This is a genomic window from Bacillota bacterium (assembly GCA_033549065.1).
Taxonomy (GTDB): domain Bacteria; phylum Bacillota; class Dethiobacteria; order DTU022; family DTU022; genus JAWSUE01.
The window spans coordinates 219310-234824 of record JAWSUE010000002.1; the positions used below are offsets into that span (position 1 = coordinate 219310).

Here is a 15515-nt window from a genome sequence, read left to right on the forward strand (position 1 = left end):
AAAATGGCCGCTGTTTTTTCAACGGACGAGTACAGGGATAGGATCAAGCGAACAAAAGATAAAATGATGGAAAAGGATATTGATCTGCTGGTAGTTTCTCAACCGGCTAATATGAATTACCTGACCGGATATGATGGATGGAGTTTTTATGTTCACCAGTGTTTGCTACTCCATCTTGATCAGGATGAACCGGTGTGGATTGGCAGAGGGATGGATGCCAACGGGGCGCGCCTGACCACATTTCTGGCTGAAGAAAATATTCTTGAATATGCCGATAATTATGTGCAGTCGACAGTCAGGCACCCCATGCATTTTGTAGCTGATACGATAAAAGAACGCCAGTGGGAAAAATGCTCCATAGGTGTAGAGATGGATCAGTTCTATTTTACTCACCGCAGCTACATTGAACTTGAACGTTCACTCCCCGGCGCTACTTTCAGCGATGCCAATGCCCTGGTCAACTGGGTCAGGGTTATTAAATCTGATGCTGAAATAGAGTTTATAAAAAGGGCAGGTAAAATAGCCGTCAATGTGATGGATGCCGCAAGGGAAGCCATCAGTGTTGGTGTGCGTGAATGTGATGCAGCCGCTGCAATAGCCCATGCACAGTATTCCGGCACCGATGAATATGCCGGTGATTATCCGGCCATAGTCCCGCTGATGATGGCCGGTGAAGCAACAAAAACCCCTCACCTGACCTGGACCGAAAAAGTTTATAAAGCAGAAGAAGCAGTTTTACTTGAGCTTAGCGGAACCTACAGACGGTATCATGCCCCGATAGCCAGAACGATCTATCTGGGTAAAAACCCGCCAAAATTACTTCTCGACACAGCTTCAGTGGTCCTCGAAGGCCTGAATACAGCTCTGGGGGTTATAAAACCCGGAATAACTGCTGAAGAAGTTGAAGCTGCCTGGCGTAAGGGTATTGCCCATTCAACGGTAGTCAAAGAATCGCGAATCGGCTACTCTTATGGTCTTAATTATCCTCCCGATTGGGGAGAACAGACCATCAGTATCCGCCCCGGTGATCAGACAGTGCTTGAACCGAATATGACTATACATTTGATACCGGGCATATGGTATGACGATGTAGGGTTTGAAATTGATGCGACTTTAAGGGTTACCCCGGAAGGGTATGAATCGGTTTACGATTATCCCCTGGAGTTGCTTTTCAAATCATAGCATCCTGCATTCACTAAATCAAAGAAAGGAGCATTTAACTTGTCTAAAAAAAGCGTTATCGATTTTATGAAAATGAAAAAAGATGAGGAAAAAGTAGCCTGGGTGACGGCCTATGATTTTCCGATGGCTCTATTTGCCGAGCAGGCCGGAATGGATATGATCCTTGTTGGTGATTCTATGGGTATGGTTCTTCTGGGTTTTAAAGATACTATCCCGGTCACCATGGAAGATTGTCTTTCCCACTGCCGGGCAGTGCGCCGTGGTGCACCAAATACCTGGGTTATTGGTGATATGCCTCTTGGATCATATCAGGTGAGCGATGAAGATGCTGTCAGAAATGCTATCCGTTTCTTAAAAGAGGCAGATATGGACTGCATCAAACTTGAAGGAGGCACCCGGGTAGCCAGCCGTATTAAAGCTATTAATGATGCTGGGGTGCTCGTGATGGGTCATATCGGGCTAACGCCACAAAGTTCAGGACAGTTAGGAGGTTTCAGGGCAACAGGCCGTGATGTGGTCACCGCCCGGAAATTAATCGAGGATGCCCTGGCAGTTCAGGAAGCCGGTGCATTTGCTCTGCTGATTGAAGCTGTTGCCCCTGAACTAGCCGAATTTCTGGCCAAACGATTGGAGATACCTGTTTATTCTATCGGCGCCGGAGTGAACTGCGACGGCCAGTTGTTAATCTGCGGCGACATGCTCGGTCAGTTCCAGGCTTTTACCCCGAAATTTGTTAAGGTTTATGCCAATATTGCCGAAACAAGCGTCAGCGCCTTCAAACAATACATAAAAGAAGTGAAAAATGAAGAATTCCCAACCGAGGAGCATGTTTACCCACGAAAGGATAGCCTTGAAGATTTTCAGAAACTTTTTGCCGAGTATAGCTGAAATAATGGAAAAGCACTCAACAGGTGTAAAAACTATACGAAATGGGAGGATGAGTAAAAATGTCTTTTAATAAAATCGAAGAGTATATCAAAGAAAAAACCGGTTTCCCACTGCGGGATCGATATGACCTGCCCACATCTCAGCACAGTTTCCCTGATGGATCTCACTACCGAATAGAAATAGCCGGAATAGAAACAGTTAAAAACCTTGAAATAATGACCAGGGAAGCGGAAAGAAGAAATGTGCCTGTTCACAGGGTTATTTCACTGGTTCGCGGTTCGGCGATGATGGATAATACAGAACTGAAGGAGTTTGCAGCAGTAGCAGCTGATAACAAATATGAAGTAATTATCAATCCGCTGCCCAGCAGAGCTTGGGATAGCGGTAGGCAGTACGCCACTCCCGAAGGCTATGTTTCAGGAATGAGAATCAGGGGAAGCGATAAAGTCTATGAATGGTTGAAAGAATTCGACCGATGCCTGGAAGCGGGAATCCGAGGGTTTCTGATAGTTGATGAAGGACTTCTGGCTCTGGTTACTCGGATGCGTACCGATGGTATTGTCCCGAAAGACGTTAAATACAAAGTATCGGTTTTTGCCGGGCATGGCAGTCCATATGGAGCGAAGCTACTTGAAGATCTTGGTGCCGATAGTTTCAATCCACTGGGCGATTTGACTTTACCAATGCTTGCTTCGATCAGGAGCACAGTCAAACTGCCCCTGGATGTCTATGTAAGCCTGGTTGAAACGATGGGCGGTTTCCAACGCTACCATGAGTGCCCGGATATAGCCCGGATAGCGGCGCCTGTTTATTTCAAGATTGAACCGGGACGTTCAGAAAGCGAGATGTACAATTCCTGGGTTGATGACAACCTCGTTAATCATCTCGCCGCTCATCGGGTTAAAATTGCTGAAATCTGCATTGACTGGGTTGAGCGTGCAGGGATTGGTATGGTGTTAAAAAAAGGTGGTAATGACCTTTCCATTCCAAAACCTTAAGCAGCTCTTTTTAACATAAAATAATAATCTAAAGGGGTGTTCCTATGGGTGCAAATCCACTGGATACTGCGCTTCACTCGTTAAAGAAAGCGGCCGAACTGGCTAAAACCGATCCCAAAGTCATTGAACTGCTAAGCAGGCCGAAGAGAACTATTGAATTTACCTTCCCGATGCGTATGGACAACGGGGAAGTAAATATCTTTACTGCATACAGGGTCCACTGGTGTGATGCCCTGGGTACGTTTAAAGATGGAACAAGGTTTACCGGAAACCTGACCCTCGATGAACTAAAAGCACTTGCACTCTGGATGACTATCAAGCACGCTGTAGGTGGTATACCAGCCGGTGGCAGTAAAGGTGGTGTTGTTGTCGAACCCGCAGAATTGAGCCGCTGGGAGCTGGAAAGGCTGGCTCGCAGTTTCATGCGCAACCTGCCGATTAAGGGAGCCTGGATCGATGTTCCGGGAGCTGATATCGGGACTGGAGAGCAAACCCAGGCCTGGATGCTCGATGAGTATGAGTCGATCGTTGGTTTTCACAGTCCGGCAGCGGTTAATGATAAACCGGCAGCAGTGAGCGGTACAGTAGGAAGCAGTGAGGCTACCGGAACAGGCGCCTTCTATGTGTTTGAGCAGGTAGTTAATGATTTCTCCTTTGATAGAAAATGTTCTGTAGCTGTTCAAGGTTATGGTAAAGTCGGCTCGGTTTTCGCCAATTTGCTTTATGAGAACGGGTACAAAGTCGTTGCTGTCAGTGATATCCGCGGCGGTATCTATAACTCCGACGGGATTGATTGTTCCCGGCTGAATGAATATGTAGCAGAAAAAGGGTCAGTGGTTTATTTCCCGGGAACTGAGGCTGTATCTAACAATGAGCTGCTGGAACTTGAAGCAGATATCCTTGTTCCGGCAGCTGTGCAGAGCGTCATCGATGGAAAAAATGCTCCAAATATAAAGGCAAAGTTAATTATTGAGGCAGCGAATGGCCCCGTCTCACCGGATGCTGAAGAATACCTGTACAAGCACAACATCCCTGTCATACCGGATGTGGTAGCCAACGTTGGTGGAGCTATTGTTTGCCATTTTGAACGTATACAGGGCTTAACTGATGAATATTGGGATATTGATCGTGTTAGAAAGCAGCTGAAGGAATGGATATTAAAAGCGTACCAACAGATGACCGATACAGCCGGTGCTCATAAAACTACATATCGAATGGCTGCCTGGATCAATGCCTTGCAAAAAATTGAAGCCTCAATTAAAAAAAGAGGCTGGGTATAATATTAAGCCATCGAAAGGAGAAATTTAGATGCCTGCTGAATGGGCATTAACGGAACTGGCAAGCGGGGCGCAGCAAATCTGGAAGGCTCAAAAGAGAATACAGGGTCTTGTTGATAAAACGCCCCTCATCTATTCTGACAAACTATCCAAAAAGTTCGAAGCAGGAATTTATCTGAAATATGAATTCCTTCACCCAACCGGATCATTCAAGCTGCGGGGGGCAGCAAGTAAGATACTGAGTCTTGAGCCGGAGGAACGTCAGCGCGGTGTGGCTACTTTTTCTACTGGCAATCACGGCTTGGCTGTAGCTTATACAGCACACAGGCTTGGGATTCCTGCTTCAATATTTATTTCTGAACGAGTGCCCGAAACAAAAGTTAACAATTTAAAAAAACTGGGTGTAAAGCTTTTTGTACACGGCCGCAGCCAGGATGAAGCTGAAGATTATTGCTATGATAAATCCCGCAAGGAAAATTGGACTGTGATTAAGCCCTTTGATGATCCATTAATCATTGCCGGGCAGGGAACAATCGGGCTTGAAATATTATCACAGCTACCTGAGCTTAATACTGTTATAGTACCTCTTTCCGGTGGAGGCTTAATATCAGGTATAGCACTTGCCCTGAAATGTAACCTTCCGGATGTCCGGGTAATCGGCGTATCCATGATGGAAAGCGCTGTTATGTACCAATCACTTCAAGCCGGTCATCCGGTTAAGCTTGAGGAACATAATACTCTTGCCGACAGTTTGCTGGGTGGTATTGGCCTTGATAATCAGTATACTTTCCCCCTGGTAGAGCAGTTTGTTGATCATGTAATACTGGTCAGCGAGGAAGAAATTGCCAGGGGTATGGCATATCTTTATAGCGAACATAGGATTGCAGTTGAAGGGGCGGCGGCCACCACAGTTGCCTGCTTGAGGAAAAGCGAGATAGTTAAACCGGCAGACAACGTTGCCTTGATACTATCAGGTAATAATGTAGATACCAGCTCGTTTCACGAAGTCGTATCAGCTTACCTTTAACTTAACAACCTGCTTGGGGGAGGAAAATAAAATGTTGAAAAAAGAATGCATCTATCCCGAAAGTGCACCTATACCGGCCGGACCTTATTCACCGGCTCTTCGTGTAGATAATTTTGTTTTTGTCAGCGGTCAAACCCCGGAAAAACCGGGAACAGATCAACTTGTAGAGGGAGATATCACAATCCAGGCAGAACAAGTATTTGAGAATATAAATAACATCCTTTCGGCAGCTGGATGTACCCTAAATAATGTAGTGAAGGTAACTACCTTTCTCTCTGATATAAAAGACTTTGAGCAATACAACCAGGTTTATAAAAAGCACTTCTCAAAACCCTATCCCGCCCGGACAACCGTGCAGGCTGTTATCCCCGGCGGCGCCCTCCTTGAAATAGAAGTAATCGCATTAGTTTAAAACATGTCACGGGGACGGTTCTCCTGACACATCTTTTCGTCCATCTCTCTTACAACAGAACAATCTGACGGTTCTACATAAAAACCCCCACTTCTTAATACCTTGACTTTTTGCCCCTAATGATATAGAAAAGAAATCAAAAAAGTGGGAGATGGCAGATGAAAGAGGTCGTTGTCCAAAAGTACGGTGGAAGTTCCCTGGCTAACCTGGAAATGATGGAGAAAGTGGCCACACACATTAAAAAAACAATCGAGGCCGGCAAGATTCCCATTGCAGTTGTGTCGGCAATGGGCAAAGAAACCGACCGGCTGATCGAAACAGTTAAAGAATTTCACGGAGGACAACCACCGGTTACGGAGACAGATAAGGTTCAGGCCACCGGGGAAAACCTTTCAGCCTCACTCCTGGCCATCGCCCTTCACAAGGCCGGTGTAGAAGCTGTCTCGCTTACCGGCTGGCAAATCGGCCTGGAAACAAGCCGGAACCACCGGCAAAAAATAAAAAGGATCCGCAATATCGACAGAATAAAGGAGATCCTATCCCAAAACAAGGCAATCGTCATCACCGGATTCCAGGGAGTAGTTGAAGACACAGACGAAATTACCACCCTCGGCAGGGGCGGCTCGGACCTCTCAGCCATCGCCCTGGCCGGTGCCTTAGGCCTCGAATACTGCGAAATCTATACCGATGTGGACGGAGTATATGCCATCAATCCCCAGATTGTCCCCAAAGCCCGGCGCTTCGACCAGATCACCTACGACATGATGATCGAGCTCTCCGCCCGTGGCGCCAAAGTCCTCATGGACCGAAGTGTGGAACTGGCTCGCAAGCTTAACGTTCAAATTAAGGTTTTACTCTCCCCGAGCTTCGGAAAAAGCAGCGGGGGAACGTTGGTTTGTTCGCATACCGGCAACCTGCAGGAGATGGAAACCTCGGAATCGGAGCGGACCGGGGTGGCTATCCAGAAGAACCTTTCAACTATAATCGTTTCGAACATCCCTGACGAACCGGGAATTACCAGCAAAATCTTCGGGGCGCTCTCCACTATAAACCTGGTCGATACCGCCCAGGTGCCTGTAAACGGCAAAATATCAATATCAATTCTTTGTCAGGCAGATGACCTGAAGAACGCTCTCGCTAAATTGAGTGAACTAAACAAAAGCATTCCCGGGATTGAAATCAAGGGTTTAACCAACATGACAGGATTAACGCTGGTTTCTCCATTAATGAAAGAAGGACCGAGCTACCTGAGCCGCTTCGCCGATGCCATGAAAGAGGTAAATGTGAAAGTAGAAATGATCGCTTCCTCCGGCACAACAATTCTTTTCATCATCGATGAAAGCAGCCTGACTAAAGCCGCGCTTACCCTTGCCAAAAAGTTCAACCTCGCGACTTAAGTGTGTCACGGGGACGGTTCTCCCGACACATAAGGACTTGATTGCTTGACATGTAGCATATATGTGCTACAATAAAAAAATAGCCTTTCATAAGAGGTGTTTGCTAAATGGTTAAAAAAGTTACACTGCGTCAAATGGGCGGTTCAATCGGTGCTACTATCCCCAAAGAGTTAACTGATCGTTTCCATCTCAATAAAGGAGATGAAATCTTTGTACTGGAAACTGAACGGGGTATTTTGTTGACTCCTTATGATCCGGATTTTGAAAAAGCAATGGCTCTTTATAAGAAAGGGGCAAAGAAATATGTAAATGCCCTTGATGAGTTGGCGAAGTAGATCTATGAAAGAACCAACCTGGCTTACTTTAAATATAATAGAAACGATACATGTTGATTTAATTAAAGTTCATGGCGGTTACCATGGATATCGAGATAAAGCAATGGTTGAAGCTGCCCTTGCCAGACCACTTCAGCGCTGGAATTACGAAAAAAATTTGGATATTTTCTCATTAGCAGCTTCGTATGGCTATGCTTTGACAAAAAACCACGGTTTTATTGATGGGAATAAGCGTGTTACCTTTATGGCCATCTATATATTCCTCGGCCTAAACGGGTATGAACTTGATGCCCCTGAACAGGAGATAGTTGATATAATCCTGAAGCTGAGCAATGATGACCTAGATGAAAACAAACTGGCTCAATGGTTACGCAGGGCAGCCATATTTGGTTTTGAAAATGGAGGGCAAGATGCCAATGAGTAAAGATAAATCTTCAGGAGGTTTTTCTGACTCCGAGAAAGCTGCGATGCAACAGCGCGCTAAAGAGTTGAAAGCAGAAGCTAAGGCAACGAAAAAAAGGGAGCAGGGAGAAGCTGCGCTTCGGGAAGTGATTGCCGCCATGTCAAAACCAGATCGTAACCTGGCTGAAGGGATTCATGCTATTATATCCGAGTTTGCCCCGGATCTCTGGCCAAAAACCTGGTATGGGATGCCGGCATATGCCAACGAGAGCGGTAAGGTTATCTGCTTCTTCCAGGGAGCAGATAAGTTTGAAACGAGATATGCTACATTGGGCTTTAACGATGAAGCGAAACTTGATGATGGCAACATGTGGCCAACAGCATTTGCATTAAAAAAGCTCACTGCCACTGAGCAGAAAAGAATCAAAGAACTAATCAGGAAAGCACTTGGTTGATTAATGGGTTCAGGTCTATACTCTGCTAACGAGGTTGTAACCTGCTTTCACCTGTAGCTTTTGAAGCTGGCCTGTAATGAGCTAATTAATGTGTCAGGAGAACCGTCCCCGCGACACAGTGAGAGCAGTGCTAATAGACATCTGAGCATTTTAAAGGATATTATGTACAAAAGAATTGAAAATTATGGATATTAAAAACATCCTGGAACATATCGCGATTGTGCTAAGCGCTAAGTACTTAACCCCTTGACCGGGGCTGAAGTTAAAAAATAGGTATTTATAAATAATGAATATTCGTAATTACCGCCTAATAAAGTTAGATGCTATAAGATTAAACAAGCATGGCACGAATGGAGGAGATGTTCTTGGATATACTAGAGAAAGATTATGCAGCAGGGCTTTTTGAAAAATGTGACCCCCCCTGCCTATCACTTTATCAGCCGACTCACCGCCACTACCCGGATAACCAAAGCGACCTGATTAATTACCGGAATTTGACGAAAGTTTTAGAGGCGACGCTGCTGCAGAATTATACAAGGAAAGAGGTCCAGCTTCTGCTCACCCCATTTTTGGGGCTGGCTGACAACCGTGAATTCTGGAATCACACCCTCAACGGTCTGGCAGTGCTCGGTTCAAGGGGGTTCTTCCGCGTCTACAGGCTTCAAAGGACGGTTGCTGAACTGGCTATCGTGGCTGAGCGTTTCCATATTAAACCACTGATGCGTATCCTTCAAACGACCGATCGCTACCATGTCCTGGGCATAAACCGACATGAGATTAGACTTTTTGAAGGTAACCGAGATGTTCTGGATGAGATTGAACTGGCTGAAGACATTCCATGGACGATTACCGGGGTGCTGGGAAAAGAACTGACCGAGCCGCACCATAACGCTGCCCCATTCGGCAGTGTTGGCGGATCTCATGGCCATGGTGGTAAAGAGTCCGAAGTTGATGGCGATGCCGAGCGCTTCTTCCGCATTATTGACCGCAGCATCCTGGAACATTACTCGAAGCCCTCAGGTTTACCGCTGATACTGGCCTCACTGCCGGAGCATAAATATCTATTTCACCGAGTCAGCCATAATCCTTTTTTGCTGGAAGAAGGTATTGATATCCATCCGGATGACCTGCCGATCGATGATCTACGACTGAGAGCCTGGCAGGTGATGGAGCCTCATTACCGGGCTAAACTGGCTACTCTGGCTGAGGATTATAAACAATCAAAATCTAAAGGTCTCGGTAACGACGATTTGGCACAGATCGCCAAGGCTATTGTAGCAGGCCGGGTTGCAACCCTACTGATCGAATCCGACCGCGAAATACCTGGCCGGGTGGATGACATAACAGGTGACATTGAACTAAAAAAGCCAGATTACCCGGATACGGATGACATACTTGATGATCTGAGTTCCCTATCCCTGAAGAATGGCGGGAAAGTCGTAGTTCTTCCTGCTGAAAGTATGCCGGTAGAAACCGGAATTGCTGCCATCTACCGCTATTGAGGTGGATGGCGATTCGGTAGCCAAGCCTTGTTAGGTTTAAGGCTGAAGGTGCATGTGTTGTGATGTCCACTATCGCTGGCTCGATGATGACAATAGTCGGGGTGAAGTTTTCAATGATCCTGGTCCGTTTGATTGTCCGCCCGATTCCTTCTCCGTAGAATCAGTATACGATCGCAATTTACTTGAAGCTCGGCTGATACGGACGCGCGAAGTGCTAAATAGATTTCTGCGAACCATGACTGAGACAGAAGATCCACCCCCTGCGCTGTAAAAAAGTGTGTCAAACGAACCGTCCCTGCGACACAATGCATAATAAATGAATATATGCTATAATACAAATAGCAGTAAAATATAACCATTTGTATAATTTCTTAGTTATACATGCTTTCATTTGTGGCTGAAAAATATTTATTTTTTAAAAGGTGATTTTTATGCGTGAGATTAGTTTGGAAGAAATTAAACAAATCACTAACTCACCTGCTGGGAAAAAAATCAAAGAGCAGGTAAGTATATATGTACGCTCTAAACCAGGATATAGTGGAGTACGGAAAAGACCTAGAAATACTGAAGAAACAAAAATACTTGAAAGTTTTAGAAGGAAATAATGAGAAAGTATGATGAAAAGTGGGCTTGTGACAAGCTATCCCAACTAGATCCAGACCAAAAATTTAATACGATGATAATGACCGCTGCAGTTTTAACTAAGCTGCTCGAGAAAGAGCAGGTTAAACCAATAATTGTCGGCGGTTTTTCTTTAGGAATATATTCAGATGAACAATATACTACTCGAGATATTGATATCGTTGTATATGAAAGAAATAAAGCAATCGAATTATTACAAAAGCTTGGATTTAAAAAGGGTAATGATAATCTTTTTCATGAAAATCTTGAAGTTGTGATAGAGTTTCCAGATGATAAATTAGATAAGCAATATATGTTTGAAGTTGGCAAAGGCGCAGAAAACAATAAAGAATCAGCAGAAATCAAAAAGTGGTTCAAAGAATTCGATAAGCTGCGAAAAATATTTTAAAACTCAAGCTTTAATACATAGAAAAGACAACTCTTTTTCCCTATTATAAAAGGCATAATCAAATGCCTACAGTATGTGTGAGCAGTAAAGCTCTCTTTACACAACAAAGTGTGTCAGGAGAACCGTCCCCGCGACACGCATTATTAATATGATGGTTTTGGTTACATATATGAATTATGTAACCAAATTGTTTCTTCTGTTTATAACCGGTTGGAAGTGGTCATAACTTGAAGTTTTGCCTGTGGATAACCCTGTTGATATTGTGGATTACTTTTTTTGGAATCGGTGTTACGAAGCGTGAAAAGCCTGCTGCCTATAAGCCTAAACCCCTGTTCGTAGTTACATAACAAGTTAACTATAAAGCTCAAAAAACCCTGCAGGGTCTACAATTCTGACTGTCTGAAACTCCTTTAAGGGCAGCAGATGTCGTTTATCTCCGCTAATAATATAATCTGCTTTTCCTTCCAGAGCGCATTCTAAAACTCTGTTATCCTTTTCATCATCTTTGATAACCTTAAGCCTTTGCTGTGGAGTAACAAGCATAACTGTTTCCTGCAGCATGGCCAACAGCTGGTTAACCTGATAATTGCTCCATTTAAATTTACTGCGAAGAATGTAGGCCATCTCTGCTAATATATCACCGGAAATTATAAGTTCGATTTTTTCCTCGAGAGCTAGTTTGATAATCTCTTCCGGTTTGCCACCGAATAAAATTGCCGAGATATAGACATTTGTATCAGCGACAACCCTATACATCAGCTTAATTCCTCTCTGGTGTCATGGATCAAATCATCAAGAGAATCTGAATCTTTAAGAACAAGCTTGTCTGCTGTCTCCTGACCCCACTGCCTAAGCATTACCCACCGTTCACGCTTTGTAATATATTCACGAATGATTTCCCTGGCCATCTCTGCCTTGCTCTTTTTTTCAGACACGGCAAGGTCACTGACTGCTGAATACAAATCTTCGGGAAGTGAGATATTTAATATCTTTCTGGTCATTGCATTTCACATCCTTGTAACAATATTTGTTACAAGGAGTATATCGCAAATTTTAAACTGAGGCAACTTCACTTCTGTGCTATAATCAATACATTAAATGGGAAAGAAGGGTATCGGCCGTGACCATACCAGCAGATGTTAAAAACATTCACTTCATCGGAATCGGCGGCTACGGGATGAGCGCCCTGGCCCTTATTTTGCTCCAGAAAGGCTACACGGTCAGCGGCTCGGACATCAAAGATTCCGCACTCACCGAAAACCTGGTCAGCAATGGCGCCACCGTAATGATCGGCCACAGCGCCGAGAACCTTGGCGACACCCAGCTGGTGGTCTATTCCACGGCCATCGACCCCGACAACCCTGAACTGCTCGAAACCCACCGCCGCGGCCTGCCCCTCTGGCACCGCTCGGAGCTGCTCGCCTCGCTCTTAAACAGCGCCTACGGCATCGCCATCGCCGGCACCCACGGCAAGACGACCACCACGGCCATGGTCGCCCTGCTCCTCGAAGCTGGCGGCCTCGACCCCACCGCCGTCATCGGCGGCGTTCTCCCCGCCTACGGCAGCAACGCCCGCCTCGGCACCAGCAACTACCTGGTCGCCGAAGCCGACGAAAGCGACAACTCCTTTAACCGTTACCACCCCCGGATGGTCCTCGTCACCGGCATCGAACCGGACCACCTGGAACACTATAAAAACAACTACGAACTGCTCCGGCAGGCCTACGAGACATTCCTGGCCCACCTGCATCCCGACGGAAAGGCGATAATCTGTGTCGAGGAACCGGGCCTCCCCGAGCTGACTTCCCGCCTCGACCGCGCAATCATCACCTACGCCCGGACCAACAACTCGGCTGCCCGCCCCGACTACTACGCCGACCACATCAAACTCACCGGCAGCGGCTCCAGCTTTGACATCTACTACCGCGGAACCCTCAAAGCCACCAACATAACCTTAAATGTACCCGGCAGCCATAACATCAGCAATGCCGTCGGCGCCCTGGCCCTGGCCGACCAGTTAAAAGTAGATCTCATATCAGCAGCCCCGGCCCTCTCAGCCTTCACCGGTGTGGGCCGCCGCTTCGAACATATCGGCACGATAAACGAAATCACTGTCATCGACGACTATGCCCACCATCCAACCGAAATAAAGGCCACCCTGCAGGCCGCCCGCTTAAGCGGCCGCCGGATTATCTGTATCTTCCAGCCCCACCGCCACACCCGCACCGCCGGCTTCTTTGAAGAATTTGCCCGCTCCTTCTGCGACGCCGACCGCCTGCTCCTGCACAGCATCTACCCGGCCGGCGAAAAACCGATCCCCGGCATCACCTCCGAAGCGCTGGCCGCAAAGATCGAGTGCAACAACGACATCCCCGTCTTCTACAGCCCCGATATAAACATCCTCGAAGAAAAAGCCGTCCAGTTGGCCCGCCCCGGCGACCTGATCATCACCATGGGGGCCGGAGACATCACCGCCTCAGCCCGCCGGATCTATCAGCTACTCTCCGCCAGATAACCCTAAAAACAGACCATACACACCCCCCACGTGACAATGTTATATGATCCCGAAAAAACAGCTTCGGGGTCAACACTCTGTCCCCCGCCCAATTTATCAAACTCTACACTACCTGAAGGGGACAATATTAGAGCATTTTGCGTATGACTACGGGGACATTCCTCTGAAAGAGGTGTGTCCCCATACCACTATTGGTTAGACACGGCTTGGCGATCGAGTGTGTCTGCGGGGACGGTTCGAGACTACGGGGACATTTCTCCGAAGGAGATGTGTCTGCGGGGACGGTTCGAGCGTAACAGACGCGGAGTGTCTGTCCGAAGGGAATACGATGGAACTGTCCCCCTGACACATGGTATAGTATAATAGTAACCAAATTTACCCTTAAGGAGCAGACCCTTGGCCAACTACATCGACCTGCACAACCACATCCTGCCCGACATCGACGACGGCCCGCGAACAATGAAAGAAGCAGTCATGCAGGCCCGCTCCATGGCCTCTGCAGGCTATTCCACCGTGGTGGCCACCCCACACACCATCGACGGCAAACCGTCACCTGCCCTGATCAAGCAAAGAGTTGCTGAATTTCAAAATGAACTGGACAAGCAGGAAATCCCCTTAAAAATATTACCCGGTGCCGAGCAGTTTATCGAACCGGACTTAATGAACCGCCTGCGCAAAGGAGAAATCCAAACTATAAACGACAGCCACTACCTGCTCCTGGAGCTGCCCATGACCCAGCGTATCCCCATCTATGCCGAGCAGCTCATCTTTGCCCTGGCCGTAAACGGCTACCGACCGGTGATTCCCCACCCCGAAAGGGTGGTGGAACTCCAGCGCTACCCGAAACTGCTCTACCACCTCTACAAGGCAGGTGCCATCTACCAGATCACCTGGGGGGCGCTTACCGGCTGGCTCGGCCCCGAAGCAGAAGAGACCGCCCACCTGATGCTCAAAAGCAACCTGGCCCACTTGGTATCCACCGATGCCCATAATGCCGTAACCCGCCTCCTGGCCGTAGAACAGTCATCAGCAGCCTTAGAAGATATCCTCGGTCCCGGTTCGGCCGAAATGATGCTCCACACCCGCCCGGCCACGGTTATCGCCAACGAAACCCTGGATCTACCCGCAGCCATCGACCCGACCAAACTGCCCCGCAAAAAGGGCACCTTTCTTTCCCGCCTCATCCCAGGCAGGAAATCCCGCCAGCATAAAGAAAACTAAAAAGGAGACATCATTAGCGTGACCTGTGAACGGAAAAAGGGGACCGAGTGTGTCTACGGGGACGGTTCGAGCGTGACAGACATGGAATGTCTGTCCGAAGGGAACACGATGGAACTGTCCCATTGACACGATTAATCAAAGTAGACGACTACACAGCCCTGTCCCCAAGGCACGCTAAAAGATACCGATGGAAGTGTCCCTCTGACACACGAATACACAAGATGCAAAGAGAAAGGAGCCTACCACCTTGGGCCACCCAGACCGCAGACCAAAACGCGAAGCGAAAAGAAAAAAACAGCGCCAGAAGATGCTCGCCCGCCGCAGCCTCTACAGCCGCACCTTAGACCTCACCCCCTACAATGCTGTCGGCCCCATGGTCAAGGGCGAGGAATTCACGATAAAATACAAATAATCTTAACCAATCAAACTCCACAAAAGGTAAACCTCCACTCTCACGGAGGTTTATCTTTATTAGCAGAGCCCTTTTCCGGAAATCTATTGACTCCCCTAATGATACTCGATCTGTATGAAAAGGCTGCAAAACTTATTTTTGACCTGAGACGCAAGGGTATTACCCCCCGCAGCAGCATTGATATGCTGATAGTCTTAATCGCAGTTGAAAATAACCTGCTCTTGCTGCATAACGACAGAGATTTTGATCAGATGACCGGCCAGATAAAAGGCTTTCAAAGTTTGGAACAGATTTGATCTAAAGAGCATTCATTCCAGAAAAGAACCCTCAGCCAATTTGGAACAAACCGTATCGAGATAGCGGTTCTGGGAATCGTGTCCCCCTTATACATGGCCAACCAATAGGATGCAGGATATTACTCCTGCGTCCTATTTTTTTCACGACCTAATTAATAATCATAAT

The 15515-nt window shown here is 47.0% G+C and carries 19 protein-coding genes; 17 read left to right on the forward strand and 2 right to left on the reverse strand.

Annotated features, from left to right (window positions below; all coding sequences use genetic code 11):
- Nucleotides 1–3 precede the first annotated feature (3 nt).
- The 13 genes from SCJ97_02200 to SCJ97_02260 all read left to right on the forward strand — a co-directional run bounded on the left by SCJ97_02200 (nt 4) and on the right by SCJ97_02260 (nt 10905).
- Complete coding sequence (locus tag SCJ97_02200; protein ID MDW7738856.1) at nt 4–1182, forward strand: M24 family metallopeptidase; 1179 nt, start codon at nt 4–6, stop codon at nt 1180–1182.
- 39 nt (nt 1183–1221) lie between these two features.
- Nucleotides 1222–2070, forward strand: a complete 849-nt coding sequence (panB, locus tag SCJ97_02205; protein MDW7738857.1) for a 3-methyl-2-oxobutanoate hydroxymethyltransferase — start codon at nt 1222–1224, stop codon at nt 2068–2070.
- Nucleotides 2071–2129: 59 nt separating this feature from the next.
- On the forward strand, nt 2130–3068 hold the full coding sequence (locus tag SCJ97_02210) for a hypothetical protein (GenBank protein ID MDW7738858.1): 939 nt from the start codon (nt 2130–2132) through the stop codon (nt 3066–3068).
- 44 nt (nt 3069–3112) lie between these two features.
- A complete protein-coding gene (locus SCJ97_02215; protein MDW7738859.1) occupies nt 3113–4348 on the forward strand; it encodes a Glu/Leu/Phe/Val dehydrogenase in 1236 nt (411 codons plus the stop codon).
- Nucleotides 4349–4376: 28 nt separating this feature from the next.
- Entirely contained in the window at nt 4377–5372 is a 996-nt protein-coding gene (locus tag SCJ97_02220; GenBank protein ID MDW7738860.1) for a threonine/serine dehydratase, read from the forward strand.
- Between the two features lie 31 nt (nt 5373–5403).
- Complete coding sequence (locus tag SCJ97_02225; protein ID MDW7738861.1) at nt 5404–5784, forward strand: Rid family detoxifying hydrolase; 381 nt, start codon at nt 5404–5406, stop codon at nt 5782–5784.
- Nucleotides 5785–5942: 158 nt separating this feature from the next.
- Nucleotides 5943–7181 carry an aspartate kinase gene (locus tag SCJ97_02230; protein ID MDW7738862.1) on the forward strand — a complete coding sequence of 413 codons (1239 nt, stop codon included), beginning with the start codon at nt 5943–5945 and terminating at the stop codon, nt 7179–7181.
- Nucleotides 7182–7288: 107 nt separating this feature from the next.
- Nucleotides 7289–7516, forward strand: coding sequence for an AbrB/MazE/SpoVT family DNA-binding domain-containing protein (locus SCJ97_02235; GenBank protein ID MDW7738863.1), 228 nt, complete (start codon nt 7289–7291; stop codon nt 7514–7516).
- A gap of 4 nt (nt 7517–7520) precedes the next feature.
- The gene (locus tag SCJ97_02240) at nt 7521–7940 is read left to right on the forward strand and encodes a type II toxin-antitoxin system death-on-curing family toxin (GenBank protein MDW7738864.1); all 420 of its coding nucleotides are present in this window, start codon (nt 7521–7523) and stop codon (nt 7938–7940) included.
- Nucleotides 7933–8373 (forward strand): DUF1801 domain-containing protein, encoded by a 441-nt coding sequence (locus SCJ97_02245; GenBank protein ID MDW7738865.1) that lies wholly within the window; start codon nt 7933–7935, stop codon nt 8371–8373. Before SCJ97_02240 ends, SCJ97_02245 begins: the two co-directional genes overlap by 8 nt.
- Nucleotides 8374–8738: 365 nt before the next feature.
- Complete coding sequence (locus SCJ97_02250; GenBank protein ID MDW7738866.1) at nt 8739–9875, forward strand: hypothetical protein; 1137 nt, start codon at nt 8739–8741, stop codon at nt 9873–9875.
- A 431-nt stretch (nt 9876–10306) separates the two neighbouring features.
- Nucleotides 10307–10480, forward strand: a complete 174-nt coding sequence (locus tag SCJ97_02255) for a hypothetical protein (protein MDW7738867.1) — start codon at nt 10307–10309, stop codon at nt 10478–10480.
- Complete coding sequence (locus SCJ97_02260; protein MDW7738868.1) at nt 10480–10905, forward strand: hypothetical protein; 426 nt, start codon at nt 10480–10482, stop codon at nt 10903–10905. The genes SCJ97_02255 and SCJ97_02260 overlap by 1 nt, the downstream gene beginning before the upstream one ends.
- A 351-nt stretch (nt 10906–11256) precedes the next feature.
- Here SCJ97_02260 and SCJ97_02265 read toward each other — a convergent pair whose 3' ends face one another.
- Nucleotides 11257–11661, reverse strand: coding sequence for a putative toxin-antitoxin system toxin component, PIN family (locus SCJ97_02265; GenBank protein ID MDW7738869.1), 405 nt, complete (start codon nt 11659–11661; stop codon nt 11257–11259).
- On the reverse strand, nt 11661–11906 hold the full coding sequence (locus tag SCJ97_02270) for a ribbon-helix-helix protein, CopG family (GenBank protein MDW7738870.1): 246 nt from the start codon (nt 11904–11906) through the stop codon (nt 11661–11663). Before SCJ97_02270 ends, SCJ97_02265 begins: the two co-directional genes overlap by 1 nt.
- A 119-nt stretch (nt 11907–12025) precedes the next feature.
- Between SCJ97_02270 and murC the strand changes: the two genes are divergently transcribed.
- The 4 genes from murC (at nt 12026) to SCJ97_02290 (ending at nt 15349) form a co-directional block, all read left to right on the forward strand.
- A complete protein-coding gene (gene murC / locus SCJ97_02275) occupies nt 12026–13420 on the forward strand; it encodes a UDP-N-acetylmuramate--L-alanine ligase (protein MDW7738871.1) in 1395 nt (464 codons plus the stop codon).
- A 396-nt stretch (nt 13421–13816) separates the two neighbouring features.
- Nucleotides 13817–14641: a CpsB/CapC family capsule biosynthesis tyrosine phosphatase gene (locus tag SCJ97_02280; GenBank protein ID MDW7738872.1), complete on the forward strand. Its 825-nt coding sequence runs from the start codon at nt 13817–13819 to the stop codon at nt 14639–14641.
- Between the two features lie 247 nt (nt 14642–14888).
- Complete coding sequence (locus SCJ97_02285; protein MDW7738873.1) at nt 14889–15053, forward strand: hypothetical protein; 165 nt, start codon at nt 14889–14891, stop codon at nt 15051–15053.
- A gap of 98 nt (nt 15054–15151) precedes the next feature.
- Nucleotides 15152–15349 carry a hypothetical protein gene (locus tag SCJ97_02290; GenBank protein ID MDW7738874.1) on the forward strand — a complete coding sequence of 66 codons (198 nt, stop codon included), beginning with the start codon at nt 15152–15154 and terminating at the stop codon, nt 15347–15349.
- The last annotated feature ends 166 nt before the right edge of the window (nt 15350–15515 follow it).